Here is a 26,896-nt window from a genome sequence, read left to right on the forward strand (position 1 = left end):
AAAAATTACCCTTCGAAAAAATTACATACTTAGTTTGTATTCTGATAACAGTGGTTACCTATGCCAAAAATGATTTTTGTTGAAAATAATTTTTGCATAAGATGTGACGATACAGCGAAGTGTTATTATATAATTCATTTTGATTGGATGAAATCAGGTGTAAGTAGCTTGGTTTTAAACAATCTTTAATATTAAAAAGAAAAGATAGATAATTATGAGTCTTTACCAAGAGTATCTTAACGAGATTGAAGAAAGAAAAGGTCAAGGTTTACATCCAAAACCAATTGATGGTGCAGAATTACTAAGTGAAATCATTAATCAAATTAAAGATGTTAACAACGAATACCGCGAGGATTCTGTTAAATTCTTTATCTATAACACGTTGCCAGGAACAACTTCTGCTGCAGGTGTAAAAGCAAAATTTTTAAAAGAGATTATTTTAGGAGAAGCAACAGTTGCTGAAATTACACCAACATTTGCATTCGAATTGTTATCTCACATGAAAGGAGGACCATCTATTGAGGTTCTTTTAGACTTAGCTTTAGGAAATGATGAAGCAATTGCAAAACAAGCTGCTGAAGTTTTAAAAACACAAGTTTTCTTATACGATGCAGATACAGCTCGTTTAGCTGATGCTTACAAAGCAGGAAATGCAATTGCAAAAGATATTTTAGAAAGTTATGCAAAAGCAGAGTTCTTTACAGAATTGCCAGCTGTTGCTGAAGAAATAAAAGTTGTGACTTACATTGCTGCTGAGGGTGATATTTCTACAGATTTATTATCTCCAGGTAACCAAGCACACTCTCGTTCTGATAGAGAATTACACGGGAAATGTATGATTACTCCTGAAGCTCAAGCTGAAATTAAAGCTTTACAAGCGAAACATCCAGACGCTTCAGTAATGTTAATCGCTGAAAAAGGTACAATGGGAGTTGGGTCTTCTCGTATGTCGGGTGTAAATAACGTGGCTTTATGGACAGGTAAACAAGCATCTCCATATATTCCATTCGTAAATATTGCTCCAATTGTAGCGGGTACAAATGGTATTTCTCCTATCTTCTTAACTACTGTTGATGTAACTGGTGGTATCGGTATCGATTTAAAAAACTGGACTAAAAAAGTTGACGCTAACGGAGAAGTTGTTCGTAACGAAAACGGTGACCCAATTTTAGAAGAAGTTTATTCAGTAGCAACAGGTACTGTATTAACTATCAATACAAGAGAGAAAAAGTTATACAACGGAGATCAAGAATTAATTGATATCTCTAAAGCTTTAACTCCACAAAAAATGGAATTTATCAAGGCTGGTGGTTCTTACGCTATCGTATTTGGTAAAAAAATCCAAACTTTCGCAGCTAAAACTTTAGGAATTGAAGCTCCTGTAGTTTTCGCTCCTTCAAAAGAAGTTTCTATCGAAGGACAAGGATTAACTGCTGTTGAAAAAATCTTCAACAAAAATGCAGTTGGTGTTGCAGATGGAAAAGTATTACACGCAGGTTCAGACGTTCGTGTTGAAGTTAATATCGTTGGTTCTCAAGATACAACTGGTTTAATGACTGTGCAAGAATTAGAGTCTATGGCTGCTACAGTTATTTCTCCAATTCTTGATGGTGCTTACCAATCTGGTTGTCATACTGCTTCTGTATGGGATAAAAAAGCGCAAGCTAACATCCCTAAATTAATGAAATTCATGAACGAATTTGGGGTAATCACAGCACGTGACCCTAAAGGTGAATATCATGCAATGACTGACGTTATTCACAAAGTTTTAAATGATATCACGATTGACGAATGGGCTATCATTATTGGTGGTGACTCACACACACGTATGTCAAAAGGTGTTGCTTTCGGTGCCGATTCAGGTACGGTAGCTTTAGCTTTAGCAACTGGTGAAGCGTCTATGCCAATTCCAGAATCTGTTAAAGTAACATTCAAAGGTGAAATGAAACCATTTATGGATTTCCGTGATGTGGTTCACGCTACTCAAGCTCAAATGTTAAAACAATTTGACGGTGAAAACGTATTCCAAGGACGTGTAATCGAGGTTCATATCGGAACTTTATTAGCTGACCAAGCCTTCACATTTACTGACTGGACTGCAGAAATGAAAGCGAAAGCTTCTATCTGTATTTCTCAAGATGATACCTTAATTGAATCTTTAGAAATTGCTAAATCTCGTATCCAAATCATGATTGATAAAGGTATGGATAACAAAAATGCAGTTTTACAAGGTTTAATCAACAAAGCAAACAAACGTATCGAGGAAATTAAATCTTGTGAAAAACCAGCTTTACAACCAGATGCTAACGCTAAATATTACGCTGAAGTAGTAATTGACTTAGATATTATCGAAGAGCCAATGATTGCCGATCCAGACGTGAATAATGCTGATGTTTCTAAACGTTATACACACGATACAATCCGCGATTTAACTTACTATGGTGGTGATAAACACGTAGATTTAGGTTTCGTAGGGTCTTGTATGGTACACAAAGACGATTTAAAAATCGTTTCTCAAATGTTACGTAATGTAGAAAAAGCAAATGGTAAAGTTGAGTTTAAAGCTCCTTTAGTTGTTGCGGCACCTACTTACAACATCATCGACGAATTAAAAGCAGAAGGTGATTGGGAAATGTTACAAAAATACTCAGGATTTGAGTTTAGCGACTTATTGCCAAAATCTACTGCACGTACAGAATACGAAAACATTATGTACTTAGAGCGTCCTGGTTGTAACCTTTGTATGGGGAACCAAGAAAAAGCAGAAAAAGGAGATACAGTAATGGCTACATCTACACGTTTATTCCAAGGTCGTGTGGTTGAGGACCGTGATGGTAAAAAAGGAGAATCTTTATTAGCATCAACTCCAGTAGTTGTTTTATCAGCGATTTTAGGACGTATTCCTTCTATCGAAGAGTACAAAACTGCAGTTGAAGGTATTAACTTAACAAAGTTTAAACCAATTTCAATGAACTAATTGTTTGTAGAAAATGATATAATAAAGGCTAACATTTCGGTGTTAGCCTTTTTTTGTGATAAATATATAATATTGCAAATAAATAAGTTAGAATTGTTTTAAATAAGATTATTAGCACGGTAAAGAGTTAGTAGTTTACAAATAATTCAGTATATTGGGGTATGTTTTTTGATAAATTAAAACCAATTAAATAAATCAATTATTATGGCATTTGATATAAATATGATTAAAGGCGTTTATGCAAAAATGCAAGAACGTGTAGATGCTGCGAAAGCCATCGTAGGTCGCCCTTTGACTTATTCAGAGAAAATTTTATATGCTCACTTGTTTGACGGAAAACCTACACAAGCGTATACAAGAGGAGAATCTTATGTAGATTTTGCGCCAGATCGTGTAGCAATGCAAGATGCAACTGCTCAAATGGCTTTGTTGCAATTTATGCAAGCTGGAAAAACCAAAACGGCTGTTCCTTCTACGGTTCACTGTGATCACTTGATTCAAGCTAAAGTTGGTGCAAAAACCGATCTACAAGAGGCAATCAATAAATCTTCAGAAGTATTTAATTTCTTAGAATCAGTTTCTAATAAATATGGAATTGGATTCTGGAAACCAGGAGCAGGAATTATTCACCAAGTAGTTTTAGAAAACTATGCATTTCCAGGAGGAATGATGATTGGTACCGATTCTCACACGCCAAATGCAGGTGGATTAGGAATGGTAGCAATTGGTGTTGGTGGTGCTGATGCTGTTGATGTAATGTCTGGAATGGCTTGGGAATTAAAAATGCCAAAATTAATCGGAGTTAAATTAACGGGTAAATTATCTGGTTGGGCTGCTCCAAAAGACGTTATTTTAGAAGTTGCTGGACGTTTAACTGTAAAAGGTGGAACAGGAGCAATTGTAGAGTATTTTGGAGAAGGAGCAGAGTCTTTATCTGCAACAGGTAAAGGAACAATTTGTAATATGGGTGCAGAAATTGGAGCAACAACTTCAATCTTCGCTTATGATGATGCTTCAGAAAGATATTTAAGAGCGACTGATCGTAATGATGTTGCTGATGCTGCAAATGCTCACAAATCTTATTTACGTTCTGATGATGAAGTTTATGCAAATCCAGAAAACTTCTATGATCAATTAATTGAAATTAACTTATCTGAATTAGAGCCTCGTTTGAATGGTCCTTTTACGCCAGATTTAATGACACCAGTTTCTAAAATGAAAGAAACTGCTGCAGCTAATGGTTGGCCTTTAGATGTAGAATGGGGATTAATAGGGTCTTGTACAAACTCTTCTTACGAAGATTTAACACGTGCAGCTTCGATTGCGCAACAAGCTTTAGATAAAGGTTTAGAAGTGAAATCATCTTTTGGAATTAATCCTGGTTCTGAGGTAGTTCGTTATACTGCGGATCGTGATGGTTTATTAAAAACTTTCGAGGATTTAGATGCGGTTATCTTTACAAATGCTTGTGGACCTTGTATTGGTCAATGGGATCGTGAAGGTGCGGATAAAGAAGAAAAAAATACAATCGTTCATTCATTCAACCGTAATTTCAAAAAACGTGCGGACGGAAATCCAAATACATATGCTTTCGTAACATCGCCTGAAATGGTTGCGGCGATTGCAATTTCTGGACGTTTAGATTTTAATCCATTAACAGATAAATTAATCAATAAATTTGGTGAAGAAGTAATGTTAGATGCTCCAAAAGGAGAGGAATTACCAACAAAAGGTTATGCTTATGAAGATAATGGATATCAAGCACCTGTAGAAGATGGTTCTCGTGTAGAAGTGATCGTAAATCCAAATTCTGAGCGTTTACAATTATTAGAAGGTTTCAAACCTTGGAATGGTGAAAATATTACTGGAGCTAAATTATTAATCAAAGCATTTGGTAAATGTACAACTGACCATATTTCTATGGCTGGACCTTGGTTACGTTTCCGTGGACACTTAGATAATATTTCGAATAATACATTGATTGGTGCCGTAAATGCATTCAACCAAGAAACAAATTCAGTTAAAAATCAATTAACAGGAGAATACGGACCAGTTCCAGATACTGCACGTGCATATAAAGCGGCAGGTGTACCTTCTGTAATTGTTGGTGACGAAAACTATGGAGAAGGTTCTTCTCGTGAGCATGCGGCGATGCAACCACGTCATTTAGGAGCTGTTGCAGTTTTAGTACGTTCTTTTGCACGTATCCACGAAACAAATCTTAAAAAGCAAGGAATGTTAGCGTTGACATTTGCTGACAAAGCAGATTATGATAAAGTACAAGAAGATGATACAATCAACTTTATTGATTTAACGGAATTTGCGCCAGAAAAACCTTTAACAATCGAGTTTGTTCATGCAGATGGATCTAAAGATTTAGTTGTAGCAAATCATACATACAATACACAACAAATTGAATGGTTCAAAGCTGGTTCAGCATTAAATTTAATTAAAGCGCAACAAGCGTAATAATTATTTCAACATAAAAAGTAAAAGCCGATGTATTTCTACATCGGCTTTTTTTAATTGAAAATATTTTTTTTAAGATATTATTAACATTTGAAATACTAAAACAAAAAAAACCTCAATCATTTGATTGAGGTTTTAAGCAGTGGTGCCTCCAGGAATCGAACCAGGGACACAAGGATTTTCAGTCCTTTGCTCTACCAACTGAGCTAAGGCACCGCCTTAATTGTGATGCAAATATAGAGCGAAAATCCGTTCTACCAAACATTATTTAAAATATTTTTTAGACGAAAAAGCTATCTTGTTCATTTACCGAGAAATAAATTTTAAAATATTTTTATCTTTGCAAAAAATGAGTGGTTTTAATATTTTAATAGAGATTTAACAACTCATTTTTGCAATCTAATTTTTACAATTCGCAACAAATCATCATATTTGCGTCTTAGAATTCTATTATACATTCATAATGAAGTGGATTATTTGTAGTTTATCACTATTTAGCGTGGTAACAATAAAAGCTCAGTCAATATCAGTTTCACCTTATTCGGCATACGGAGTAGGGGAGCAATTGTTTGATAATAATACTGAACAAGCTGGTATGGGCGGTATCTCAACGGTTCCTACGAATCCTTTTGGACAAAGTGCGAATTTTTCGAATCCTGCAGCAAACCAAAACTTGCGTATGACAACTTTCAATGCAAGTGGAAGTGGAACTAATTATAATTTCAAATCTGGAACAGATAAAGAAAATGCAGGTCGTTTCAATGTTTCTAATATTTCATTGGCTTTTCCAGTTGGTGAAAAAGGAAGTTTTGGAGTTGGTTTTCAACCTTACACAGCGTTGGGATATGATATTATGAATACTTCTGAGAAAAATAATATCAAACAAACTGTACAGATGAAAGGTGATGGAGGGTTAAATAGTCTTCATGCTTTTTATTCAAGAAATCTTTCAAAAGGATTTTCTTTAGGTTTGCGTGTTAATTATCTTTTCGGAGAGTTGCAACGTAACGAGATTTTAGCTGTAGATGGAGCAAGTTTAGCTGTAGATTATAGCGATAAATCGAACTATCGTGGTGCTCAATTTACGTTAGGATCTATGTATACGAAGAAAATTGGAAAAAATAACAATTTAAACATTGGTGCTACTTATACATTAGGAACTAAGTTAAGAACAGATGTGACAGATCTTACAACTTCTTACACATATATCGGAACAACACAATCTTCTGTAGATACAATTTCTATTATTAGAATTGATAATGGAAAAACTAAGATTCCACAACAATTTACTTTAGGAGCATCATATTCTAAAGATAATACGTGGTCGTTAGCTGTAGAAGCGAAATATAATAATTGGAAAGATTTCTCTCAACCATTAGAAGGTCAAAATACTACAATGTCTTCTGCAGTAGATTACAAAAACAATGTACGTTTGGCAGTTGGAGGATATTGGATTCCAGATTATAACAGTTACAAAAGTTATTTTAATCGTGTAACGTATCGCGCTGGGATGTATTATCAATCAGCTCAGTATTCTATTCACGGAACAGATATTGATGCTTATGGAGCAACTTTAGGTTTTGGATTTCCAATTGGAAAACAAAATGATGGCTCTATGATGAATATTTCGTTAGAGTACGGACAAAAAGGAAAAACAACAAACAACTTAATCAAAGAAAATTATTTCGGAGTTAAAGTTGGATTTGATATTAACGATATTTGGTTTAGAAAAAGAGTTATTGACTAATTTTGGACAAACAAAAATTGTATAAAAAAGCAAACGAAAAAGTTTTAATTAAACCGAGTATTGTATTTGGTCTGATTAGCGTTTTCGTTTTGCTTTTTTCTTGTAAAAAAGAACTTCCTCCTATCAGTAAAAAGAAGGTAGAATTCCCAACACGCACACTTATCAATGCAAATATTATCAACAAAGATTCTGGAAGAATTTCGGGTAATTTGCGTTCACCATTAATCGAAGAATATACAACCGTAGATTCTCCTTACACGATTTTTAGAAAAGGTTTAAACCTTGACTTTTATCAAAAAGGAAGTGTGAAACCAGGTTATTTTCAGGCAGATTGGGGAAGATTAAGTGATGTAACAGGAATCTACGAAGGTAGAGGAAATGTAATTATCGTAAATGAGAAAGGTGATTCGTTGAAAAGCGAGCAATTATTTTGGAATAAGAAAAATAAAACAGTTTATACATCGAAAGAAGTTTACTTAATTAGCAAGGAAGGCGATTCGTTAACAGCGAAAAACGGTTTGCAAGCTACTGACGATTTAGAAACCTATACTTTATTCAATAATCAAGGATTTAAGTATGTTGATGATAATCAAAAATTCTAAAGAGCGTTAAAAAAATTAACAAAAAAGCGCATACTTGTCGCTTCTTCTATTTTATTATTCAATGTATTGTCGTATTTTCGCCACCTATTATAGAAATAACATTAAAATAAAACAATGGCAGTTTTAGGAGAAATTCGTAAAAAAACTTGGCTGATCTTCGTGGTAATCGGAGTTGCAATGTTAGCTTTCGTTGCAGGAGATTTATTCGGAGAGAATTCAAAAATAAAACAATTATTTACTGGAGATCCGTCTGTAGTTGGTACAGTGAACGGAGAACCTATTGTTATTGCAGAATATCAGAGTGCGTACGATCAAACACAAAAGATGTACGAAAATCAAGGTCAAACTGCAACTCCAAATCAAATTGCTCAACAAACTTGGAACAGCTTAGTTAGTCAGAAAGTGTTGAAACAACATGCTGAAAAATTAGGTTTAAAAGTTTCTGATGATGAATTTTGGAGCTATACAGCTCAAAACTTCGGAATGGCATCTGGTGCAGAAGCACAACAACAGATTGCTCAATTAGAAGCGAATGCGGCATCAAGCCCAGAAGCGCAACAACAATATAGAGGTTGGTTGCAAACTGCTGAACAAATAAAATTACAGATTTTATCTCAAAAATATTTTGGTTATGTAATGGCTGGTACAGCGGTTACAGGTAAAGAAGCGGATATTCAACAAGGATACAATATTTCGAATGCAAATATTCAGTATGCATTTGTTGATTATGCAACTTTGGCTAAAAAATTAAATGTAAAAGTAACAGACGAAGAAATTTCTGCTTACGAAGCGAAATATCCAAAATTGTTCAAAGCAGAAGGTTTAGTAAAATTAAGTTACACTTATTTCCCTGCTGGAGCTTCGACTGCTGATGACGCTGTTGCTTTAGCAAACATCAAAAAGTATCTGTCAACTCAAATTGTTCATGACGAAGTAAACAATGTTACAGATACAATTGCAGCATTTGGTTCTGCAAAAAGTGATTCGGTTTATGTGACTCAAAATTCTGAGAAACCATTTATTCCAAATTATTTTACAAAAGCAGAATTGGAACAAGCTCAATTAGGACCAGAAGCTACAAACTTCTTGAAAACTGCTACGGTTGGACAAATTGGTGGACCTTTCAAAATTGGAAATACATACCAATTATACAAACTTTCGAAATCGAAAGAAGTAAAAGATTCTGTAAAATCTAGTCACATCTTAGTTTCTTATACAGGAAGTGCTGCTGGAAACGGAGTAAAACGTACAAAAGACGAAGCAAAAAAATTAGCTGAGCAAATTTTAGCTGAAGTAAAAGCTAATCCAGCTTCTTTTGGTGAAGTAGCTTCAACAAAATCTGATGATAAATCATCTGCTGTACAAAAAGGAAGCATTGGTTGGGTTGGAAAAAACAATCAATTAGATCAAACTTACAATGGATTTATTTTTACAAAACCAGTTGGAACAGTTGATTTGGTAGAATCTCAATTTGGGTTCCATATCATCAAAGTTGATGATGCGAAAAACAAAACAGCTTATCAAGTTGCAAACATTGTAAAAACAATTGAGCCTTCTAAAGCGACAACAGAAAAAGCATTTACAAATGCAAGAACATATGTTCAGAATGTTGAAGGAAAATCATTGAATGATTTCAAAAATACTGCGAAAAAAGGTGGTTATTTAAATAATACAACAGAAGGTATTGAGCGTTATGCTGCGATTGGTCAAGATATTCCAAACGATCAGGACGGAGATATCTTAAAATGGGCTTTTGGCAAGAAAACAGATAAAGGGGCAACAAACTTGTTTACATCTTCTACAGGAGATTACATCGTTGTTCATTTAGTTGAAAAATTTGACAAAGGTTTGGCGCATCCAAGTGTTGTTCGTCAATATGTAGAGCCAGTTTTGATGCACGAAAAAGTTGCTAAATTGGTTGACGAGCAAGTTGCGAATGGTGGATTGAATGCTTTTGCTTCTAAATTTGGAGCGAAAAAAGGAAATGCTACGGTTAACTTCTCTAATTCTAATTTAACTGGAATTGGTTTAGAGCCTAAAGTTGTAGGAGCTGCGTTTGGTGTAAAACCAAATCAATCTTCTAAAGCGATTGCAGGTAATGCTGGAGTTTTCTACATTATTCCTTCAAATCAACAAATTCAAAAGAATCAAAAAGGTTCAATGATTTTGGATAATTTAAACCGTCAATTACAAGGACGTTTCCAACAAACATTGTTACAATCATTGATTCAAGCTGCTGATGTGGTAGATAACCGCGATAGAGCTTTACGTTAAGATTTAAAATTTCTTATAATAAAAAACTCCCAAGCTTAATAAGTTTGGGAGTTTTTAGTTTTATAGATATCTTTATTAATATTAAAATAAATGAAGTTTAAATTAGAAGGAAATATTCAAAATTCGGAAGGAACAAGAATTTCAATTAGATGCCCACATTGTGGTCATAATGGAACATTTGAGTCTATAGGTACCGATGTATATGTAAAGGATACTTTTTCAAATCCAAAAACATTTGGACTTCGACGTTGTCCAAATAGAACTTGTTTAGGGCATTTATTCTTTGTATATAATAATTCAATGAATGATATAATATTAACTTATCCATCAGATACAATACCCTTTGATAAAGAAAATATTCCAGAAAAAGTAATAAATGCTTTTCAAGAGGCAGTTATTTCTCATTCAAATAATTGCTTTGTAGCATCTGCTATAATGATTAGAAAAACTTTAGAAGAGATTTGTCTTGATAGAAAAGTAGATGGAAAAAATTTATATTTAAAATTACAAGATTTAGGAACTAAAATTTTAATTCCAAAAGAATTAATTGAGGGTATGCAAGAGTTAAGACTTCTTGGAAATGATGCCGCCCATATTGAATCAAATACATTTAATGAGGTAGGTAAATTTGAAGTGGAAATATCAATAGAATTTACTAAAGAAATTTTGAAAGCAGTATATCAATATGAATTTCTTCTTGGTAAATTGAGAAGTTTAAAAAAGATAGGTGAATAAAGCAAAAAAGCATCAATTTTTAATTGATGCTTTTTCTATTAGAATATTTCTTAAATCTTACTTATCAAACCCATTCGGATATTCGCCTTTTACAAGCTCTATTTTCGCTTCTACGGCTTTTTGTAAATCTTCTTGATATTGGATTAACCTTTCTTGCAAAGTTGGATTAGTAGCTCCTAAAATACGCGCAGCCAAAATTCCTGCATTCTTCGCTGCATTTACTGCAACTGTAGCAACTGGAATACCATTTGGCATTTGCAAAATAGATAAAATAGAATCCCAACCATCAATCGAATTAGACGATTTAATTGGAACACCAACTACAGGAAGAGGCGTAATTGATGCAACCATTCCTGGCAAATGTGCAGCGCCTCCTGCACCAGCAATAATGACATTTATTCCACGTTCGTGCGCTGTTTTTGCATAATCAAACATACGTTGTGGCGTACGATGCGCAGAAACAATTGTTAATTCGAAAGGTATATTTAATTCTGTTAATAGATCAGCAGCTTGTTTCATGATAGGCAAATCGCTATCACTTCCCATTATAATTCCTACCATAGTTGTTACTTTTTTGCTACGACTTTCACCGTTGCGTTAACTTGTTTTATGTTTTGTTTTAATTGTTTTAAATCATCGTTAACCAATGTAACGTGTCCCATTTTTCGACCTGGTTTTGTGATTGTTTTCGCGTACCAATGTAAAAATGTTCCTGGTATTGTTAATAACTCTTCAATGTTTTCTATTTCAGCTGATCCAGTTTCTCCTTCAGCACCAATTAAGTTAACCATAGCAGAAGTTGTAAACAATTTTGTAGAACCAAGTGGTAATTGCATTAAGGTTCTTAACATTTGGTCAAATTGTGATGAATATGTTGCTTCGATTGTCGAATGTCCCGAATTGTGAACACGAGAAGCTGTTTCGTTAACCCAAATAGATTGGTCTTTGTTAACAAACATTTCTACTGCGAAAACTCCTGAAGATTTCAATGCTTTTACAACATCGCGAGCAATTTGTTCCGCACGTTCAGTGATTTCTTTCGGAAGTGTAGAAGGCATTAATAAATAATCTAATAAATTATATTCTTCGTTGATAACAAATTCTACGGTTGGATAAGTCACGATATTTCCTGAATGATCGGCAACTGTAACCACTGCAATTTCGCGATCTAAATCGGCAGGTGTTTCGAAAATAGAAGGTGCTTGAAGCATTTTGTCTAAATCAGCTTCAGATTTTAAGAATTGTACACCTTTTCCATCATAACCATCTTTTCTTGATTTTTGGAAAATTGGATAATTGATGTCTTGTTTTGATTTCAACTCTTCCCAATTATCTAATCTAAAATAAGGCGCAGTCGGAATATTGTTGTTGACATAAAATTCTTTCTGAACTCCTTTGTCTTGAATAATCGCTAAAGCCTCAGGGTCTGGAACAACTCGCTTTCCAATAGATTTTAGATAACGCAAAGCATCAACATTAACATGCTCAATTTCAATCCCGATTGCATCTAGATCTTTTCCAAAAGCGACAACTGTTTCATAATCTTTGAAATCGCCTTGTATAAAATGATGTGCATGTGGTGCACAAGGTGCATCAGCAGCCGGATCTAAAATACTAATCTCGCAAGGGTATTGTAATGCATTTTGCAAAAACATATATCCCAATTGTCCTCCTCCTAAAATTCCGATTTTTATCATATTGCGAAGTTAATGAATAATATAATTTCTATTTTTACGAGATCAAAAAAAGTATTGACGAGATGTTAACAAAGTGGAGTAAAATTTTATTTTTAGTATTTCTGGGAATTTATTTATCGAGTAGAAGTTTTTACCAATACTTTGTATTTGATATGTTGGTGCAATATTCTGTTTATGCACTAATTATTGCTTTTTTCTTGTGTTTGATTTACAATTATTCGATTCGTAAACAAGAAAAGAAAAATATTTTGTGGTTGATTCCACTCGTTGCTATTCCGATTATTACGTACAAAAATTTAGGAAATTTCTATTTTGGAGAAAATGCGAGAGGTGAGCAATCTAATTTCAAGATTATTTCGATTAATATTTTTTCTCAGAATGATGAATTTCAGCATCTACAAAAATATTTAGGTACAGAAACTGCTGATGTTATCGTTTTGCAAGAACTAACTCCATCTTGGCAAAAAAATGTAGAATTTATAAGAAAAGAGTATCCATATTATAAAGAAGAAGTTAGAAGTAACAATTTCGGAATTGCCATTTATTCTAAAATACCATTTAAAAAAGTGTCTACAAAAAATTACATTGATGAGATGCATCCCTCTATTTTAGCGGAAATTTCTGTAGACGGTAAGTCTGTTAGTATTTTAGCGACACATCCAGTTCCGCCATTACCAAATCAGGCTCGTTTTGAAAGACGAAATAAACAATACGAATTAATGAAGCAGGAAATAGATGCTTTACCGAATGAAAATATCATTTTAGTTGGCGATTTGAATTCAACAGTTTATTCTCCGAACTTCAAATTGGTGCAATCGGATAAAATGAAAGATGCTCGTTCTGGTTTTGGATTGAATAATTCTTGGAATGCTTTTATTCCAATTTTCCGCACAAATATCGACCAATGTTGGGTTTCGAAAAAAATAAAAGTGACCAATTTTTATCGTGGAGATGATATAAAATCAGATCATTTTCCGATTGTTGCAGAACTGAAAATAGATTAAGAATTTGGGTTAATTTTTAAATTTCAAAAAAAAGATTACCTTTGAAGTTCAATCGAAAGGGGTGCTTCTTTACAAGAGGCTGAGATTATACCCAAAGAACCTGGGCAGGTAATGCTGCTAAGGGAACTGGTACTTCACCAAATTACATTCGCGCGTAAATTATAAAAGTGTAAGATGGCTCCTTTCATAATATTTTTTAAAATTAATTATGAAAAGGTCGATTTTTTTATTGTCATTATTTGGTGCATCTATTCTTTATGCACAAGAAAAAGATTCTATTCAAAAAGAAGAAATTCAATTAGGAGAAGTTTCAATTGTCGAAAAACTTCCGATTACAGTTGAAAAGGTAACTGATAAAATGTTACAAAAGAAGAATTTGGGACAAGATGTTCCAAATTTGTTAAATTCTGCTACGTCTGTTTCTATAACTTCTGATACAGGAACAGGAATTGGTTATTCGTCTATCAAAATTCGTGGACTTAATGAACAATCAATCAACGTTACATTAAATGGAATTCCGCTTAATAATCCTGAATCTCAAGGTGTTTTTTGGGTGAATATGCCAGATTTGGCTTCATCTACAAGCTCTATGATAATTCAGAGAGGAGTTGGAACTTCATCAAACGGAATGGCTTCTTTTGGAGCAAGTGTTAATATCGAATCTCAAAATCCGTCTACCGTTCCTTTTGCAGAAGCAAATGTTTCTTTCGGAAATTATAAAACACAAAAATATACAGTTCAGGCTGGTACGGGAAAAATACTAAATAATAAATTGAGTATTGATGGACGTTTTTCTAAGATAAATTCGGATGGATATGTAGACAGATCTTGGTCAGATTTAATCTCTTATGATTTTACAGCTCTATATGAATTGAATGAAAAAACAAAGTTTAGATTTCAGAATATGTTTGGAAAAGAACAAACGTATCAGGCATGGAGTGGTGTAGATGCTGAAACTTTAAAAAATGATAGAACATATAATTTTGAAGGAGAAATTTTAGACGAAAATGGAAAGGTTGAAGGTTTTTATAAAAATCACACTGATAATTACCGTCAAAATCATTATTTTCTTTCGTGGTTACAAGATTTTGGGAATAATTGGAAATCAAATTTAACAGTTCATTACACAAAAGGTAAAGGTTATTACGAGAGCTATAAAAATAATCGCAGTTTGAAACGTTATAAATTGGATTATTTAACTTCAGAAAAAAGAAATTTAATTAATCGTGAATATCTTGATAATGATTTTTATGGTTTTAATCTTGAAGTTGAAAATCAAAAATTAAACGATTTTAAAGTATTTTTCGGATTATCTGCAAACGAATATGATGGCGATCATTATGGAAATGTCTTATGGGTAAAAGGCACAGGTTTTAAGGATAAAGATTTCAAATATTACAACAATCGTTCTGTGAAAAAGCAATTGGCTGCTTATGCGAAAGTATTGTATCAATTGAATAAATTTGAATTGTTTGGTGATTTGCAATATCGTTATGTTGATTATGATGCGAAATATTTACCAAATGGAAAAAATGATGAGGAAGATTTCAGACCATTTTCGGATACATTCAATTTTGTGAATCCAAAAGCTGGAATAAATTTTAAAATCAATTCTTCAAATGTATTGTATGCTTCGTACGGAATTTCTCAACGTGAACCTTTGCGTATTGATTATGCAGGTTTGAATGATAAAGATAAAAAACCAAAAGCCGAATTTTTACAAGATTACGAATTGGGTTACAGAAAAAGTGGTCGTCTTGCTTTGAGTGCGAATTTGTATTATATGGATTACCGTGATCAATTGGTGCCAACTGGAGAATTGAATGATGTAGGAAGTCGAAAAAGAATTAATTCAGGAAAAAGTTTTAGACGAGGAGTCGAATTTGATGCAAACTATAAGATTATTCCAAATCGTTTGAATGTTTTTGGAAATATTACGTTTAGCGAAAACAAACATAATAATTACAAAGAGGAAGTTTGGGATGTTGATGGAAGTTCTTCTGTAAAAGAATACGGAAAGACAAAAATTGCGCTTTCACCAGATGTGATTTCTGCTTTCGGTTTTGAAGCTGTTCCTTTCAAAAATGTATTGATTAATTTGACGAATAATTATGTTGGTGAACAATATTTATCAAATACAGAACCAGCAGATGGAAAATTAGATAGTTATTTAGTTTCGGATCTTTTGATTCGATATTCGCCAAAAGTAAAAGGAATTAAAAACCTTGAATTTTCGTTCTTGATTAATAATTTATTTGATGTAGAATACGAATCAAACGGTTATTATTATGGAGGAGGATATTATTTTCCACAAGCCGGAATTAATGTTTTGGGTGGAGTTGGAATTCGTTTATAAAAAGCTAAAAGCTCGAGAAATTCTCGAGCTTTTTTTATTGTTCAATATAATCAAGAGGAATATGCCAAATTTCGGTTTTATTTTTTTCTCGAAAGAAATCCAAATGTCCAATTTCATCCAACCCATATTCTTTTGGAACGATATTCAAACGTTTTTTCTTCGCATTTTTCAAAACTAATTTCCCAAATAAATCTACAGATTTTGGTGTTGCCATAAAATCATCATCCAAACTAATGATTAAAACAGGTTTTGTAATTTCATCATACAAATTTTGCGTTTCATCAGCGTAACCTAGAATTGAAGTTTCATTCAGAATTAGTTTTCGCCAATCTTTTGCGATCCCGATTGGAATTGGTTCGCCCATTCCAACTTTTTGAGAAGGAAAAAAACCGTAAAAAGCAGATAAAACAGGAATCGCAATGCGAAAAAAGAAATTCACTTTAGTTTTATCTTTTTGATGAAAATTTTTGATATAGCCATATTGAGAACCAATCGTTACAATTTTATCATAAACTTTGTAAGCGCGTGTCAAACCAATCATAATTCCACCGATACTATGACCAATTAAGAATTTTTCGTGATTGGGATAAAATTCTTCGATATATTGTGTTAAACTTAAAAAATCTTTGTCGGCCCAATCTGTAAAATGCGCTTTAAAATCTTTTAATTTTTTGGGTTTAGAATCGCCGATTCCGCGATAATCATACGTAAAAACCAAATATCCCTTATTAGCTAAATACGTTGCATATTTGGCATAAAAAGTTTGTTTAACACCAATTGCAGACGAAATGACAATGATTTTTTTGGTTGCATTGTTTTCGCCAAAAGAGGTTATGGCAATTGGATATTTGTCGGAAGTTTCTAGTATGAATTTTTTCATTCTTTTTATTTGATAAGGTAAAAAATATACCTTTACAAGGTAAATCAATCTTATGAAAAAAATTATTTTAATTCTATTAATCTTATTCTCTTCAAAAATGTTTTCTCAACAATTAAAACCTGATAATGTGATTGGTTTTTGGAAGTTACAAGAATCAGGCTTTTATGAAAATGGCAAAAAAGTGTCTAAAGAATTTGATGATTGTCGGTTAATGAGAAATTATACAATTTGGGATAATGGATATGCTATTTATAACTATGTAGAAGGAAGTAATGGCAATTGTTTTCCTAGTGAGCCTCGATTAACATTGTGGCGAATTGTTGATAATAGAATTCAATTTTACATTGATGATTATATTTTTGAGGATAGAATTGTGAAAATTAATCAAGATAAAACGATAACTTTTGAAACATATATTGATAAAAAAATTGTAGATTCTGATAAGGAATTCGAGAAAATAGCAAATACAATCAGTTATGATATTTTACGTAAACAATAAATAAAGAAAATAAGTTTTCAGGTTTATTTTTTATATTCACTTTACGTCATTCAAAATCTTTATTTTTACCACATAATTATTGAACCGAATGAAAAATATATTCAGCCTATTTTTAGCATCAATTTTATTGCTTTCAGCTTTTTCGTGCAAAGAAGACGATTCGTTGGCAATATCGCAAGATCAATTGTTGCGATCTGGAAAATGGCAATTGAAAGAAATTAGAAAAACGAAAGGGAATATAACGGAAACAGACAAGTTGTTGGCTTGTGAACGACAATCTACATTAGATTTTTCGGATGTTACGAATTATAATTCTAACATGTATAAGACCGAAAAAGGAAATTGTGTACAAGAACAAACGATAGGAACGTATGTGTATAATACGTCTAAAACAAAACGTTTGTTGACAATGGAAACAAAAGATACAACGTACAATTATTATGTGAAGCAGTTAGATCCAAAATATTTGATTTTGCAAGATACGTTGAGTAAAATAGATACGATAAAGCTTCGTTTGCAAGTTTTTGAAATTGTAAAATAATAAAGAAAAATACCTTCCATCTTGGAAGGTATTTTTTATTCGAACATTTTTCGTGTAATAAAATCTTTGTCTAAACTCCAAGCGCGTGCAGGAGAATATTCACGTCCATAATAAATGATTTGAATATGTAATTTGTTCCACAACTCTTTTGGAAAGATTTTCTTCGCATCTTTTTCTGTTTCCTCAACATTTTTACCTTTTGTCAATTTCCATAATTTCATCAAACGATGAATATGTGTGTCGACAGGAAAAGCAGGATGACCAAACCATTGAGACATCACTACCGAAGCGGTTTTGTGTCCAACGCCAGGTAATTCTTCTAATTCTTCAAAACCTTCTGGAACTTCGCCATCGTATTTCTCGATTAAAATTTCGGACAACCGTTTGATATTTTTGGCTTTTGTGTTTGATAAACCAATTTCGCGGATATAATATTTTATTTCATCTACTTCTAATAACGACATTGCTTTTGCGTTAGCAGCTTTCGCAAATAATTCGGGTGTTACTTGATTCACTTTTTTATCTGTTGTTTGGGCAGATAATAAAACGGCGATCAATAATGTAAAAGCATCTTGATGGTCTAATGGAATTGGTGGAACTGGATATAATTTTTCCAATTCATCAATCACAAATTGGATACGCTCTTTCTTTAACATCATAAGTTCTGAAACTTTTTGTGTAAAAATAATGAAACATCTTTAATTATGTTTTAAATAATCAGCCACAAGCGTTCTTACAAAAAAATAAAAGTAAATATTTAGCGACTTATTTTGGCGTTATATAACATTACATTTGTAGTATAAATAAAAGATTAATTAGTTAAATCAGTTACGATTCAAGATTTAATCATTATTTTTACGAGAAGTTCTAAAGACAAATCAAGATGTTAAAAATAGGAGATAAAGTTCCAGATTTTAAAGGAATTGATCAAGATGGAAACGAAGTTTCATACCAAGATTTTGCAGGAAAAAAATTAGTCGTTTTCTTTTATCCAAAAGCAAGTACGCCAGGTTGTACAGCCGAAGTATGTGATTTACGCGATAACGAAAATGCGTTGAAGACACAAGGTTATCATTTGGTTGGAGTAAGTGCAGATTCTGTGAAAAGACAAAAGAATTTTGCTGAGAAAAACAAATTACGTTTTCCTTTGCTTGCAGATGAAAATCATGAAATTCTGAATGCTTTCGGTGTTTGGGGACCAAAGAAATTTATGGGACGCGAATTTGATGGAATTCATCGTGCAACTTTCATTATTGATGAAAAAGGAATGATTACGGATGTAATTGAAAAAGTGAAAACAAAAGAACACGCAAAACAAATTTTAGAAAAATAAAAAATAATATAATGAGCGATTTAGACAATAAAAAGAAAGCGTTACAGCTAATCTTAGATAAGATGGACAAAGCTTACGGGAAAGGGACTGTAATGCGTATGGGAGATTCGGCTGTTGATGATAAAATAGAAGTAATTCCTTCTGGATCTTTGGGATTAGATTTAGCGTTAGGAGTAGGAGGTTATCCTCGTGGACGTGTTATTGAAATCTATGGACCAGAATCTTCTGGTAAAACAACATTGACATTACACGCTATTGCTGAAGCTCAAAAAGCTGGTGGTATCGCTGCTTTTATTGATGCTGAGCATGCATTTGACCGTTATTATGCAGCGAAATTGGGTGTTGATGTAGAAAACTTAATTATTTCTCAACCAGATAATGGTGAGCAAGCATTAGAAATTGCAGATAACTTAATTCGTTCGGGAGCGATAGATATTATCGTAATTGACTCTGTTGCGGCACTTACTCCAAAAGCGGAGATTGAAGGTGAAATGGGAGATTCTCGTATGGGATTACAAGCGCGTTTGATGTCTCAAGCTTTACGTAAATTGACAGGAACAATTAATAAAACGAAATGTACAGCGATTTTCATTAATCAATTACGTGAAAAGATTGGGGTAATGTTCGGAAATCCAGAAACAACAACTGGTGGTAACGCCTTAAAATTCTATGCATCTGTACGTTTGGATATCCGTCGTTCTACTCAAATCAAAAATGGAGATGAGGTAATCGGAAATCACTCGAAAGTAAAAGTGGTTAAAAATAAAGTTGCTCCTCCATTCCGTCAAGCAGAATTTGATATTATGTATGGTGAAGGAATTTCTAAAGTTGGAGAAATTTTGGATATGGGTGTTGAGAAAGGAATTGTAAACAAATCTGGTTCTTGGTATTCATACAACGATAGCAAATTAGGACAAGGTCGCGATGCTGTAAAAGAAGTATTGAAAGATAATCCTGAATTGGCAGAAGAAATTGAAGCTAAAATTGTCGCATTAATCAAAGGTGAGCCAGTAGATGGAAAACCATCAGTTGATAATCCAGCTGACGAAGCAGAATTATTTGCTGAAGATTAATTCGAAAGAATTTTTATATAATGATAAAAACCTCTCAATTTTGAGAGGTTTTTTTGTTATTTTGTATAATTAATAAAAAAGGCGTCCTCATCTCCAAATGAAATTCTTAAACTATTTTTTGTTAATATTTCGATATTTTCTATTTCAGTATCATTAGTGTTATTTTCTGTTAAGGTAATTCGTTTGTTTTTTAAACTCCATTTTCCTTCAGACGGGCTATGATAACAAGGGTCATTTCCTCCTCCTTCATAAAAATCATTATAATAAGTAAAATTTTTATTAAAAGTTATACTTGTTTTAGAATCACATTCATTGTATTCTTCAATTATTTCTTTTCCATTCAAATAATATCCAGAGTTTTTAATCTGCCATTTACCAATTAATAATTCTTCATGCGATTCTACATTAGAATCATCATCGTTATTACAAGATGCGAAAAATGTAGTCGCTGAAAGTGTAGCAAATAATAATAGTTTTTTCATAAGTTATTTTTTTGATTGGCAATAATATGAAAAATGATATTAATTAAACGTTTTTAAGTATTTATAATAAAAAAAACACTTCTGTAGAAGTGGTTTGTCATGTTGAATTTATTTCAACATTGTATACTGTTTATGATGAGAATCTGAAACGAGTTCAGAATATTCATATTTATTATTTAAATAGTAAAACTTTTAATAATAAAAAAAGACAATCAAATTGATTATCTTTTTTGCTCCTCCTCTTGGGCTCGAACCAAGGACCCTCTGATTAACAGTCAGATGCTCTAACCAACTGAGCTAAGGAGGAAAATCCGATATTTTAAAATTTTATTTTTAAGTCTTTGTTTGACATTTCACTAAAAAAGCTCCTCCTCTTGGGCTCGAACCAAGGACCCTCTGATTAACAGTCAGATGCTCTAACCAACTGAGCTAAGGAGGAATGTTGCTTAATTGTGGGTGCAAATATAGAAGTATTTTTTACACCCACAAAAAATATTTTAAATTTTATTTAAAAATCATATTCACAATATCGTTTCCGAAGATGAATACCATTAATCCTAAGATAATTACAACGCCAACCATTTGTGCTTTTTCTAAAACTTTTTCACTTGGTTTTTTACCTGTGATCATTTCATAGATGGCAAAAACAGCATGTCCACCGTCCAAACCTGGAATTGGTAATAAGTTAATAAATGCTAACCAAGCAGAAATCATTGCCGTAAATGACCAGAAAAATAACCAGTTCCATTCTTTTGGCATTTGTTTTACCATTCCAATTGGTCCAGCAACTTGCTTACGACCGTCTTTTACTTGGAACAATGTCCCAATTCCACGAACTTGCGTTGCAATCGCTTCAAATGGCTCTACAATTCCTTTTGCGATTCCTTCACCAATTGTATAATCTTCCTTAGAAATTAATGAATCTAAATATGCTGTTGATCTTAGGAATCCAATGCTTCCATCTTTATCTACATTTACCATCAACTCTACAGGCTCGCCTTTTCTTTCAACACTTAAAGAAACTGTTTTTCCTTTGTATTCTTTTAATTTATTTGTTAAATCTGAAAATAGAGGTGTTGTGAAACCATCAATAGCAATTACTTTATCATCTTTTAATAAACCTGCTTTTTGTGCTGCACTATTCTCAACAACAGAATCCACAACGGTTGGCATTTGAGGAATAAAGAAAGCGCCTTTAGCGTTTAAAATTTCAGTTCTGAAATCTTCTGTAATTGGTAAAGAAACTTCTTTTCCTTGACGTTTTACATCTAAAGTTTCACCACCCAACAAGGCTTCTTTTCCTATTTCATTTAATGCTTGATATTTAACACCATTTACACCAACTGGAATATCACCTTTTTGCAAGCCGAATTTAGTTTGCGTTGCATTCGCTTCGATTCCATATTGCATTTTGTTTACATCAACAAAGCTTTTTCCTTGAGAAATGAATAAAATAGTATAAATAATCATCGCTAAAATGATATTTACAATAATACCTCCTAACATGATGATTAATCGTTGCCAAGCTGGTTTTACACGGAATTCCCACGGTTTTGGCTCTTGTTTCATTTGTTCCAAATCCATGCTTTCGTCAATCATTCCCGAAAGTTTTACGTATCCTCCAAGAGGCAACCAACCGATACCGTAAACAGTATCACCAATTTTCTTTTTCCAAATGGCAAATTTCACATCGAAAAAACAAAAGAAACGTTCAACACGAACGCCAAACCATCGCGCTGTTACATAATGTCCTAGTTCGTGCAACATTACTAAAAGCATCAAACTAAGCATTAAGGTAGCTATCTGTATTAACATATTGTTTTAAATTTATTTATGTTCTAATTTTATTAAACGATTACAAAATTAATCGAATTTATTTATCAAAGCGGTTTATTTTTTCCATTCTAAGGTTTCTAACAATTTTTTTACATCTTTTTTGATGTAATCAACTGCTGGAGCTAAAGAATCGGGTTTTGGTTGAGTTTTGAAATAAACCGAACCTGCTAAAAAATTCTTTACACTATCCGTCGCATGAAACTGAATATTAATCGCTGATTCTCCTCCTAATTCATACATAGTACCAAAAACCTTTTTTTCTGGAAAAGAAAATTCTTGTGGCGAGATAAAACTGGCTTTAACCGTCTGTTCTTGCACAAAACTCTCACTTTCTTTTATTTGAACGATTAAATCTTGTGGAGACTGAACTGGAAAATATGTCAGGTAAATTGTCGCTTTCATTCGTGGATAAACAATATTGAAAGAGTTTGGTTTTTTGCCCACTACGACCTTTCCAAAGTTTGAATATTGGAAAGTATAAGGTACATTTTCTTTGAAAGACAGATAAGTTTGTTGCGGATATTCGAGGCGAACTTGTCCTAAAGGTTTGGCAACTTCCTCGCTTTTATTGCACGACACAAAAAAAATAGCACTACTACATAATGCTATTATAGTTTTAAAATTCATTGTATAACGTAAAACGTTAAATTTTGTAAAATTCATTTAATTTTTTAATTTCTAAAAAGGCAAATCGTCTTCTCCTTCATCTATAAAAGGTGGCTCGACAACTGTTGTGTTTTGTTGACTTTGCTGAACTTTGTTCTGATCATTTTGCATGGCTTGACGTTGTTCATTGTCAATTTTTGGTGTCAAAAACTCGATTGAATTTGCTACGATCTCTGTTGTATAACGCGTTTGTCCGTTATCGTCCCATTTGCGTGTTTTGATGCGTCCTTCAACAAAAACTTTATCTCCTTTTTTCAGATAACGATCACATAATTCTGCCAATTTATTGCGTGTCACAATATTGTGCCATTCTGTTTCTGTAATTCGTTCTCCTGTTCTCGAAATGTAAGATTCTGTCGTTGCAATAGGAAATCGTCCAATACAATTTTGTTCATCGAAATGATGCAATTTTACATCATCACCCAAATTTCCGATCAAAAGTACTTTATTCGTTGTTCCATTCATAGTTGTAATAGGTTTTTAGTGGCTTGTTACTTACAAAGTTAATCCAAATAATGTTTATTTATAAATTTTTCTATTGGTTTTGGCAGCGGATAATGTTCGAGATCATTTAAAGCAATCATTTCAAAATCATTTTCGGCTTTCAAATTTGTTATATCTATTAAAGATACATTTAATTTCCAATATTTTATAAATAAATTTTGATGCGACAAAATATGTTTCTCCTCTTCGATAAAAGTTAGATTATTTTCAAGATTTTGATCTAAAATCCAACCTTTATCCAACAAGTCAGTTTCGGTTTCTATTTTTGGAAAAGTGAATAAATTTTTCCAAACATCATTTCCAATTCGTTTAGACAAGGCAATTTTATCTTCATTTTCGATGAGAATAAAATGTAAAAAACGATTCGAAACTTTTGTCTTTTTCAATTTTATAGGCAATTCGTTGACTTTATTTAATCGAAGCGCTTCACAAGACTCATTAAGTGGACAAATTTCACACTTTGGCTGTTTTGGTGTACAAATTGTTGCACCCAAATCCATTACCGCCTGATTAAAATCACCTGGACGTTTTTTATCAATGATTTCTAAACCCAAATCCCAGAAAATCTTCTTTGTTTTTGGCGAACTTATATCATCTGTAATATTAAAATATCGCGCAAAAACTCGAAACATATTTCCGTCTACAGCAGGTACATTTTCATTATATACAATAGATGCAATTGCAGCTGCAGTGTAATCTCCTACGCCTTTTAGCTTTTTTAAATCTTTGAAATTATTCGGAAATTGTCCATTTAACTCATCAGCAATCGTCTTTGCCGTGAAGTGTAAATTTCTGGCACGGGAATAATAACCCAGTCCTTGCCAGAGTTTTAGGACTTTTTGTTCGTCGGCGTTTGCCAAATCGAAAATAGTCTCAAATTCTTGTATGAAATTATTGTAAAATTTCATACCTTGGTCAACCCTTGTTTGTTGGAGAATAATTTCCGACAACCAAATGTGAAATGGGTCTTTTGTATGACGCCAAGGTAAATCTCGTTTATTTTTGTCAAAATATGACAAAATCAGATAGTTGAAGTTCATAAAAACTGAAAAAATCTTTTTTTGTTGGGATACTATCGTTATATTTGCACCCGCTTTCAAATTTAAGAATAATAAGAGGAATTATGACAAAGGCAGAAATAGTAAATAACATTTCAGGTAAATTAGGACTTGAAAAGAGCGATACTCAAAGGGTGGTAGAATCGTTTATGGAGGAGGTGATTAAATCATTAGTAGAAGGAGAAAATGTATACTTAAGAGGATTTGGTTCTTTTACTATTAAAACTAGAGCTGAAAAAACAGGTAGAAACATTACAAAAGGTACTTCTATCATTATCCCAGCACACAACGTTCCTACATTTAAACCAGCTAAAACTTTCATCGAAGATGTAAAGACTAGCGAAGCAAACGTAATCAAATAACAATAAAATAATTGTATCATGCCAAGCGGAAAAAAACGTAAAAGACATAAGGTAGCGACGCACAAACGCAAAAAACGTCGTCGTCTTAACAGACACAAAAAGAAAAAATAATTAGTAGCTAAGCTATTAATAATTTAGTCTTTTTACAAGATAGCACTTTTCAATGGAAATTTTGGAAAGTGCTTTTATCATTTTTAAAAACATAATTTTTTGATGAGTAAAGAATTAGTAATTTCAGCCTTAGCTGATCAAGTACGCATCGCAGTTTTAGATGAAGGCCGATTGATGGAATTTCATCAAGATACTGCAAATGATGGGTTTGCAGTTGGCGATATTTACTTGGGAAAAATCAAAAAATTAGCTCCTAGTTTAAATGCAACCTTTGTTGACATTGGTTATTCGAAAGATGCATTTTTACATTATCATGACTTAGGTCCACAAATACGTTCTTCTAACTCTTACAATAAAATTGTAGCGAACGGAACGTACAAAACCGAAAAATTGAAAAACTTCCGTATGGAAGCACCAATTGATAAAGATGGTCAGATTACTGATATTTTTGCACCTGGTGATTCTGTGTTGGTTCAGATAACAAAAGAGCCAATCCATACGAAAGGACCAAGAATTACATCCGAAATTTCAATTGCAGGTCGTTATTTAGTTTTAGTTCCGTTTTCGGAGCGAGTTTCGATTTCTCAAAAAATCAAACAAAGACCAGAACGCGATCGTTTAATTAAAATTTTAGATGGATTAACACCAGAAGGCTTTGGTGTAATCATCAGAACTGTAGCAGAAGACAAAAATGCTGAAGAATTACAAGCAGATTTAGCTTATTTATTGAATAAATGGACGCAAATCTTCAAGAATCTTCAGAAAAAGAAAGCCCCAGCTAAAATACTTAGCGAGATGGACAGAGCTTCTTCTATTTTGAGAGATAATTTTAACAATGATTTTGTTAAAATCTCTGTTGATGATGACCAATTAGCAGATGAAATGCGTGAGTATTTGGAAGTTATTGCACCAGATAAAATTAATTTGGTAAAAGAATATGACGATCCATTTGTTCCGATTTTTGAAAAGTTTAATGTCGAAAGACAAATAAAACAAGCTTTTGGTAAAACGGTAACTATTCCACAATCTAAAGGCGCTTACCTTGTGATTGAACATACAGAAGCGTTACATGTAATTGATGTGAATTCGGGGAATATTTCGCGAAATTCTAAAAATCAAGAAGATTCAGCTTTTGCGGTTAACAAAATTGCTGCTTCTGAGATTGCACGTCAGTTGCGTTTACGTGATATGGGAGGAATTGTTGTGGTCGATTTTATTGACATGACAGATGCAGAACATAAAAAAGAATTGTTTGAGCATTTGCGAGCTGAAATGGCGAAAGATAAAGCAAAACATAAGATTTTGCCACCAAGTAAATTTGGATTGATTCAGATAACAAGACAACGTGTTCGCCCAGAAGTGAACTTTATAACAACTGAAGAAAATCCGAACCAAGAATCGAATGAAGTTGAAGCACCTATCGTTACAATTGATAAAATTGAACAAGTGCTCTTGAATATCCTTGATAGAAAAGATAAGGATTTACGAAAAATGTCGTTGCACGTGCATCCTTTCGTAGCTGCTTATTTACAACATGGATTGCCAAGCATTCAGATGAAATGGTTTTTTAAGCATAAAAAGTGGATTAAGATTGTACCAAGAGATGCGTACAAATACTTACAATTTAATTTCTTGGACAAAGATCATAATACACTTTACAACGAATCAAATTAAGAAAAACCTCGCAATT

At 32.9% G+C, this 26,896-nt stretch carries 23 protein-coding genes and 3 tRNA genes; 14 read left to right on the forward strand and 12 right to left on the reverse strand.

The genetic code is table 11. The features are described from left to right. Nucleotides 1-214: 214 nt before the first annotated feature. Entirely contained in the window at nucleotides 215-2,977 is a 2,763-nt protein-coding gene (locus B3M86_RS04070) for a bifunctional aconitate hydratase 2/2-methylisocitrate dehydratase (protein WP_286495447.1), read from the forward strand. A 204-nt stretch (nucleotides 2,978-3,181) separates the two neighbouring features. Further along, on the forward strand, nucleotides 3,182-5,446 hold the full coding sequence (locus B3M86_RS04075) for an aconitate hydratase (protein WP_125349916.1): 2,265 nt from the start codon (nucleotides 3,182-3,184) through the stop codon (nucleotides 5,444-5,446). 143 nt (nucleotides 5,447-5,589) lie between these two features. On the opposite strand, the gene B3M86_RS04080 is transcribed toward B3M86_RS04075, so the two are convergent. After that, nucleotides 5,590-5,662: transfer RNA gene (locus B3M86_RS04080), tRNA-Phe, on the reverse strand. Between the two features lie 247 nt (nucleotides 5,663-5,909). Here B3M86_RS04080 and B3M86_RS04085 point away from each other — a divergent pair. The 4 genes from B3M86_RS04085 to B3M86_RS04100 all read left to right on the forward strand — a co-directional run bounded on the left by B3M86_RS04085 (nucleotide 5,910) and on the right by B3M86_RS04100 (nucleotide 10,804). After that, complete coding sequence (locus B3M86_RS04085) at nucleotides 5,910-7,193, forward strand: OmpP1/FadL family transporter (RefSeq protein ID WP_291046288.1); 1,284 nt, start codon at nucleotides 5,910-5,912, stop codon at nucleotides 7,191-7,193. A 2-nt stretch (nucleotides 7,194-7,195) separates the two neighbouring features. Further along, nucleotides 7,196-7,795, forward strand: coding sequence for an LPS export ABC transporter periplasmic protein LptC (gene lptC / locus B3M86_RS04090; RefSeq protein ID WP_221855718.1), 600 nt, complete (start codon nucleotides 7,196-7,198; stop codon nucleotides 7,793-7,795). 114 nt (nucleotides 7,796-7,909) lie between these two features. Then, the gene (locus B3M86_RS04095) at nucleotides 7,910-10,069 is read left to right on the forward strand and encodes a SurA N-terminal domain-containing protein (protein ID WP_291075447.1); all 2,160 of its coding nucleotides are present in this window, start codon (nucleotides 7,910-7,912) and stop codon (nucleotides 10,067-10,069) included. 90 nt (nucleotides 10,070-10,159) lie between these two features. After that, nucleotides 10,160-10,804: a DUF4145 domain-containing protein gene (locus B3M86_RS04100; protein WP_291046296.1), complete on the forward strand. Its 645-nt coding sequence runs from the start codon at nucleotides 10,160-10,162 to the stop codon at nucleotides 10,802-10,804. Between the two features lie 57 nt (nucleotides 10,805-10,861). Here B3M86_RS04100 and purE read toward each other — a convergent pair whose 3' ends face one another. Both purE and B3M86_RS04110 read right to left on the reverse strand, forming a co-directional pair. Then, nucleotides 10,862-11,365, reverse strand: coding sequence for a 5-(carboxyamino)imidazole ribonucleotide mutase (gene purE, locus B3M86_RS04105; RefSeq protein WP_038333183.1), 504 nt, complete (start codon nucleotides 11,363-11,365; stop codon nucleotides 10,862-10,864). A 5-nt stretch (nucleotides 11,366-11,370) separates the two neighbouring features. Then, nucleotides 11,371-12,501 carry a 5-(carboxyamino)imidazole ribonucleotide synthase gene (locus tag B3M86_RS04110; RefSeq protein ID WP_291075444.1) on the reverse strand — a complete coding sequence of 377 codons (1,131 nt, stop codon included), beginning with the start codon at nucleotides 12,499-12,501 and terminating at the stop codon, nucleotides 11,371-11,373. A 62-nt stretch (nucleotides 12,502-12,563) separates the two neighbouring features. On the opposite strand from B3M86_RS04110, the gene B3M86_RS04115 reads away from it, so the two are divergent. Together B3M86_RS04115 and B3M86_RS04120 are read left to right on the forward strand one after the other, a co-directional pair. Further along, nucleotides 12,564-13,505 carry an endonuclease/exonuclease/phosphatase family protein gene (locus B3M86_RS04115; RefSeq protein WP_291046302.1) on the forward strand — a complete coding sequence of 314 codons (942 nt, stop codon included), beginning with the start codon at nucleotides 12,564-12,566 and terminating at the stop codon, nucleotides 13,503-13,505. Nucleotides 13,506-13,713: 208 nt separating this feature from the next. Next, entirely contained in the window at nucleotides 13,714-15,861 is a 2,148-nt protein-coding gene (locus tag B3M86_RS04120) for a TonB-dependent receptor (RefSeq protein ID WP_291069291.1), read from the forward strand. Between the two features lie 34 nt (nucleotides 15,862-15,895). Here the strand turns inward: B3M86_RS04120 and B3M86_RS04125 are convergent, their stop codons facing one another. Then, the gene (locus B3M86_RS04125) at nucleotides 15,896-16,741 is read right to left on the reverse strand and encodes an alpha/beta fold hydrolase (RefSeq protein ID WP_291046307.1); all 846 of its coding nucleotides are present in this window, start codon (nucleotides 16,739-16,741) and stop codon (nucleotides 15,896-15,898) included. A 52-nt stretch (nucleotides 16,742-16,793) separates the two neighbouring features. Between B3M86_RS04125 and B3M86_RS04130 the strand changes: the two genes are divergently transcribed. Beyond that, a complete protein-coding gene (locus B3M86_RS04130) occupies nucleotides 16,794-17,240 on the forward strand; it encodes a lipocalin family protein (protein ID WP_291046310.1) in 447 nt (148 codons plus the stop codon). Between the two features lie 88 nt (nucleotides 17,241-17,328). Next, nucleotides 17,329-17,781: a lipocalin family protein gene (locus B3M86_RS04135; protein ID WP_291046313.1), complete on the forward strand. Its 453-nt coding sequence runs from the start codon at nucleotides 17,329-17,331 to the stop codon at nucleotides 17,779-17,781. A 35-nt stretch (nucleotides 17,782-17,816) separates the two neighbouring features. Here B3M86_RS04135 and nth read toward each other — a convergent pair whose 3' ends face one another. After that, nucleotides 17,817-18,437 carry an endonuclease III gene (gene nth / locus B3M86_RS04140; protein ID WP_038333161.1) on the reverse strand — a complete coding sequence of 207 codons (621 nt, stop codon included), beginning with the start codon at nucleotides 18,435-18,437 and terminating at the stop codon, nucleotides 17,817-17,819. Between the two features lie 221 nt (nucleotides 18,438-18,658). On the opposite strand from nth, the gene bcp reads away from it, so the two are divergent. Both bcp and recA read left to right on the forward strand, forming a co-directional pair. Continuing rightward, nucleotides 18,659-19,114, forward strand: a complete 456-nt coding sequence (gene bcp, locus B3M86_RS04145; protein WP_291075487.1) for a thioredoxin-dependent thiol peroxidase — start codon at nucleotides 18,659-18,661, stop codon at nucleotides 19,112-19,114. 11 nt (nucleotides 19,115-19,125) lie between these two features. Continuing rightward, the gene (recA, locus tag B3M86_RS04150; RefSeq protein WP_038333157.1) at nucleotides 19,126-20,187 is read left to right on the forward strand and encodes a recombinase RecA; all 1,062 of its coding nucleotides are present in this window, start codon (nucleotides 19,126-19,128) and stop codon (nucleotides 20,185-20,187) included. 56 nt (nucleotides 20,188-20,243) lie between these two features. Here the strand turns inward: recA and B3M86_RS04155 are convergent, their stop codons facing one another. From B3M86_RS04155 to mutY, 7 genes are all read right to left on the reverse strand, one after another. Further along, nucleotides 20,244-20,669, reverse strand: a complete 426-nt coding sequence (locus B3M86_RS04155; RefSeq protein WP_286496160.1) for a lipocalin family protein — start codon at nucleotides 20,667-20,669, stop codon at nucleotides 20,244-20,246. A gap of 233 nt (nucleotides 20,670-20,902) precedes the next feature. Next, nucleotides 20,903-20,976 (reverse strand) — tRNA-Asn (locus tag B3M86_RS04160). Nucleotides 20,977-21,034: 58 nt separating this feature from the next. Then, nucleotides 21,035-21,108, reverse strand: a tRNA-Asn gene (locus B3M86_RS04165). 65 nt (nucleotides 21,109-21,173) lie between these two features. After that, entirely contained in the window at nucleotides 21,174-22,484 is a 1,311-nt protein-coding gene (gene rseP, locus B3M86_RS04170; protein WP_221854425.1) for an RIP metalloprotease RseP, read from the reverse strand. Nucleotides 22,485-22,559: 75 nt separating this feature from the next. Continuing rightward, complete coding sequence (locus B3M86_RS04175) at nucleotides 22,560-23,168, reverse strand: gliding motility lipoprotein GldD (RefSeq protein ID WP_260391997.1); 609 nt, start codon at nucleotides 23,166-23,168, stop codon at nucleotides 22,560-22,562. A 15-nt stretch (nucleotides 23,169-23,183) separates the two neighbouring features. Continuing rightward, complete coding sequence (locus B3M86_RS04180; protein WP_038334855.1) at nucleotides 23,184-23,636, reverse strand: single-stranded DNA-binding protein; 453 nt, start codon at nucleotides 23,634-23,636, stop codon at nucleotides 23,184-23,186. Between the two features lie 38 nt (nucleotides 23,637-23,674). Next, the gene (gene mutY, locus B3M86_RS04185) at nucleotides 23,675-24,715 is read right to left on the reverse strand and encodes an A/G-specific adenine glycosylase (RefSeq protein ID WP_291069289.1); all 1,041 of its coding nucleotides are present in this window, start codon (nucleotides 24,713-24,715) and stop codon (nucleotides 23,675-23,677) included. 83 nt (nucleotides 24,716-24,798) lie between these two features. Here mutY and B3M86_RS04190 point away from each other — a divergent pair, with 83 nt between their 5' ends. Together B3M86_RS04190 and B3M86_RS04195 are read left to right on the forward strand one after the other, a co-directional pair. Further along, the gene (locus B3M86_RS04190; RefSeq protein WP_019975652.1) at nucleotides 24,799-25,095 is read left to right on the forward strand and encodes an HU family DNA-binding protein; all 297 of its coding nucleotides are present in this window, start codon (nucleotides 24,799-24,801) and stop codon (nucleotides 25,093-25,095) included. Nucleotides 25,096-25,308: 213 nt separating this feature from the next. After that, nucleotides 25,309-26,880, forward strand: coding sequence for an Rne/Rng family ribonuclease (locus B3M86_RS04195; protein WP_291075442.1), 1,572 nt, complete (start codon nucleotides 25,309-25,311; stop codon nucleotides 26,878-26,880). Nucleotides 26,881-26,896: the final 16 nt, after the last annotated feature.

This window comes from Empedobacter sp. UBA6305 (assembly GCF_002440405.1).
GTDB lineage: Bacteria > Bacteroidota > Bacteroidia > Flavobacteriales > Weeksellaceae > Empedobacter > Empedobacter falsenii_B.

Bases quoted from the DNA above. Each gene is read 5' to 3' on its own strand.
- purE (WP_038333183.1), bottom strand. From the start codon at position 11,365: ATGGTAGGAATTATAATGGGAAGTGATAGCGATTTGCCTATCATGAAA.
- B3M86_RS04110 (WP_291075444.1), bottom strand. From the start codon at position 12,501: ATGATAAAAATCGGAATTTTAGGAGGAGGACAATTGGGATATATGTTT.
- B3M86_RS04195 (WP_291075442.1), top strand. From the start codon at position 25,309: ATGAGTAAAGAATTAGTAATTTCAGCCTTAGCTGATCAAGTACGCATC.
- B3M86_RS04125 (WP_291046307.1), bottom strand. From the start codon at position 16,741: ATGAAAAAATTCATACTAGAAACTTCCGACAAATATCCAATTGCCATA.
- B3M86_RS04115 (WP_291046302.1), top strand. From the start codon at position 12,564: ATGTTAACAAAGTGGAGTAAAATTTTATTTTTAGTATTTCTGGGAATT.
- mutY (WP_291069289.1), bottom strand. From the start codon at position 24,715: ATGAACTTCAACTATCTGATTTTGTCATATTTTGACAAAAATAAACGA.
- B3M86_RS04120 (WP_291069291.1), top strand. From the start codon at position 13,714: ATGAAAAGGTCGATTTTTTTATTGTCATTATTTGGTGCATCTATTCTT.
- B3M86_RS04100 (WP_291046296.1), top strand. From the start codon at position 10,160: ATGAAGTTTAAATTAGAAGGAAATATTCAAAATTCGGAAGGAACAAGA.
- B3M86_RS04155 (WP_286496160.1), bottom strand. From the start codon at position 20,669: ATGAAAAAACTATTATTATTTGCTACACTTTCAGCGACTACATTTTTC.
- B3M86_RS04075 (WP_125349916.1), top strand. From the start codon at position 3,182: ATGGCATTTGATATAAATATGATTAAAGGCGTTTATGCAAAAATGCAA.
- B3M86_RS04085 (WP_291046288.1), top strand. From the start codon at position 5,910: ATGAAGTGGATTATTTGTAGTTTATCACTATTTAGCGTGGTAACAATA.
- B3M86_RS04175 (WP_260391997.1), bottom strand. From the start codon at position 23,168: ATGAATTTTACAAAATTTAACGTTTTACGTTATACAATGAATTTTAAA.
- B3M86_RS04095 (WP_291075447.1), top strand. From the start codon at position 7,910: ATGGCAGTTTTAGGAGAAATTCGTAAAAAAACTTGGCTGATCTTCGTG.
- rseP (WP_221854425.1), bottom strand. From the start codon at position 22,484: ATGTTAATACAGATAGCTACCTTAATGCTTAGTTTGATGCTTTTAGTA.
- nth (WP_038333161.1), bottom strand. From the start codon at position 18,437: ATGTTAAAGAAAGAGCGTATCCAATTTGTGATTGATGAATTGGAAAAA.
- B3M86_RS04190 (WP_019975652.1), top strand. From the start codon at position 24,799: ATGACAAAGGCAGAAATAGTAAATAACATTTCAGGTAAATTAGGACTT.
- B3M86_RS04070 (WP_286495447.1), top strand. From the start codon at position 215: ATGAGTCTTTACCAAGAGTATCTTAACGAGATTGAAGAAAGAAAAGGT.
- B3M86_RS04180 (WP_038334855.1), bottom strand. From the start codon at position 23,636: ATGAATGGAACAACGAATAAAGTACTTTTGATCGGAAATTTGGGTGAT.
- B3M86_RS04135 (WP_291046313.1), top strand. From the start codon at position 17,329: ATGAAAAATATATTCAGCCTATTTTTAGCATCAATTTTATTGCTTTCA.
- recA (WP_038333157.1), top strand. From the start codon at position 19,126: ATGAGCGATTTAGACAATAAAAAGAAAGCGTTACAGCTAATCTTAGAT.
- B3M86_RS04130 (WP_291046310.1), top strand. From the start codon at position 16,794: ATGAAAAAAATTATTTTAATTCTATTAATCTTATTCTCTTCAAAAATG.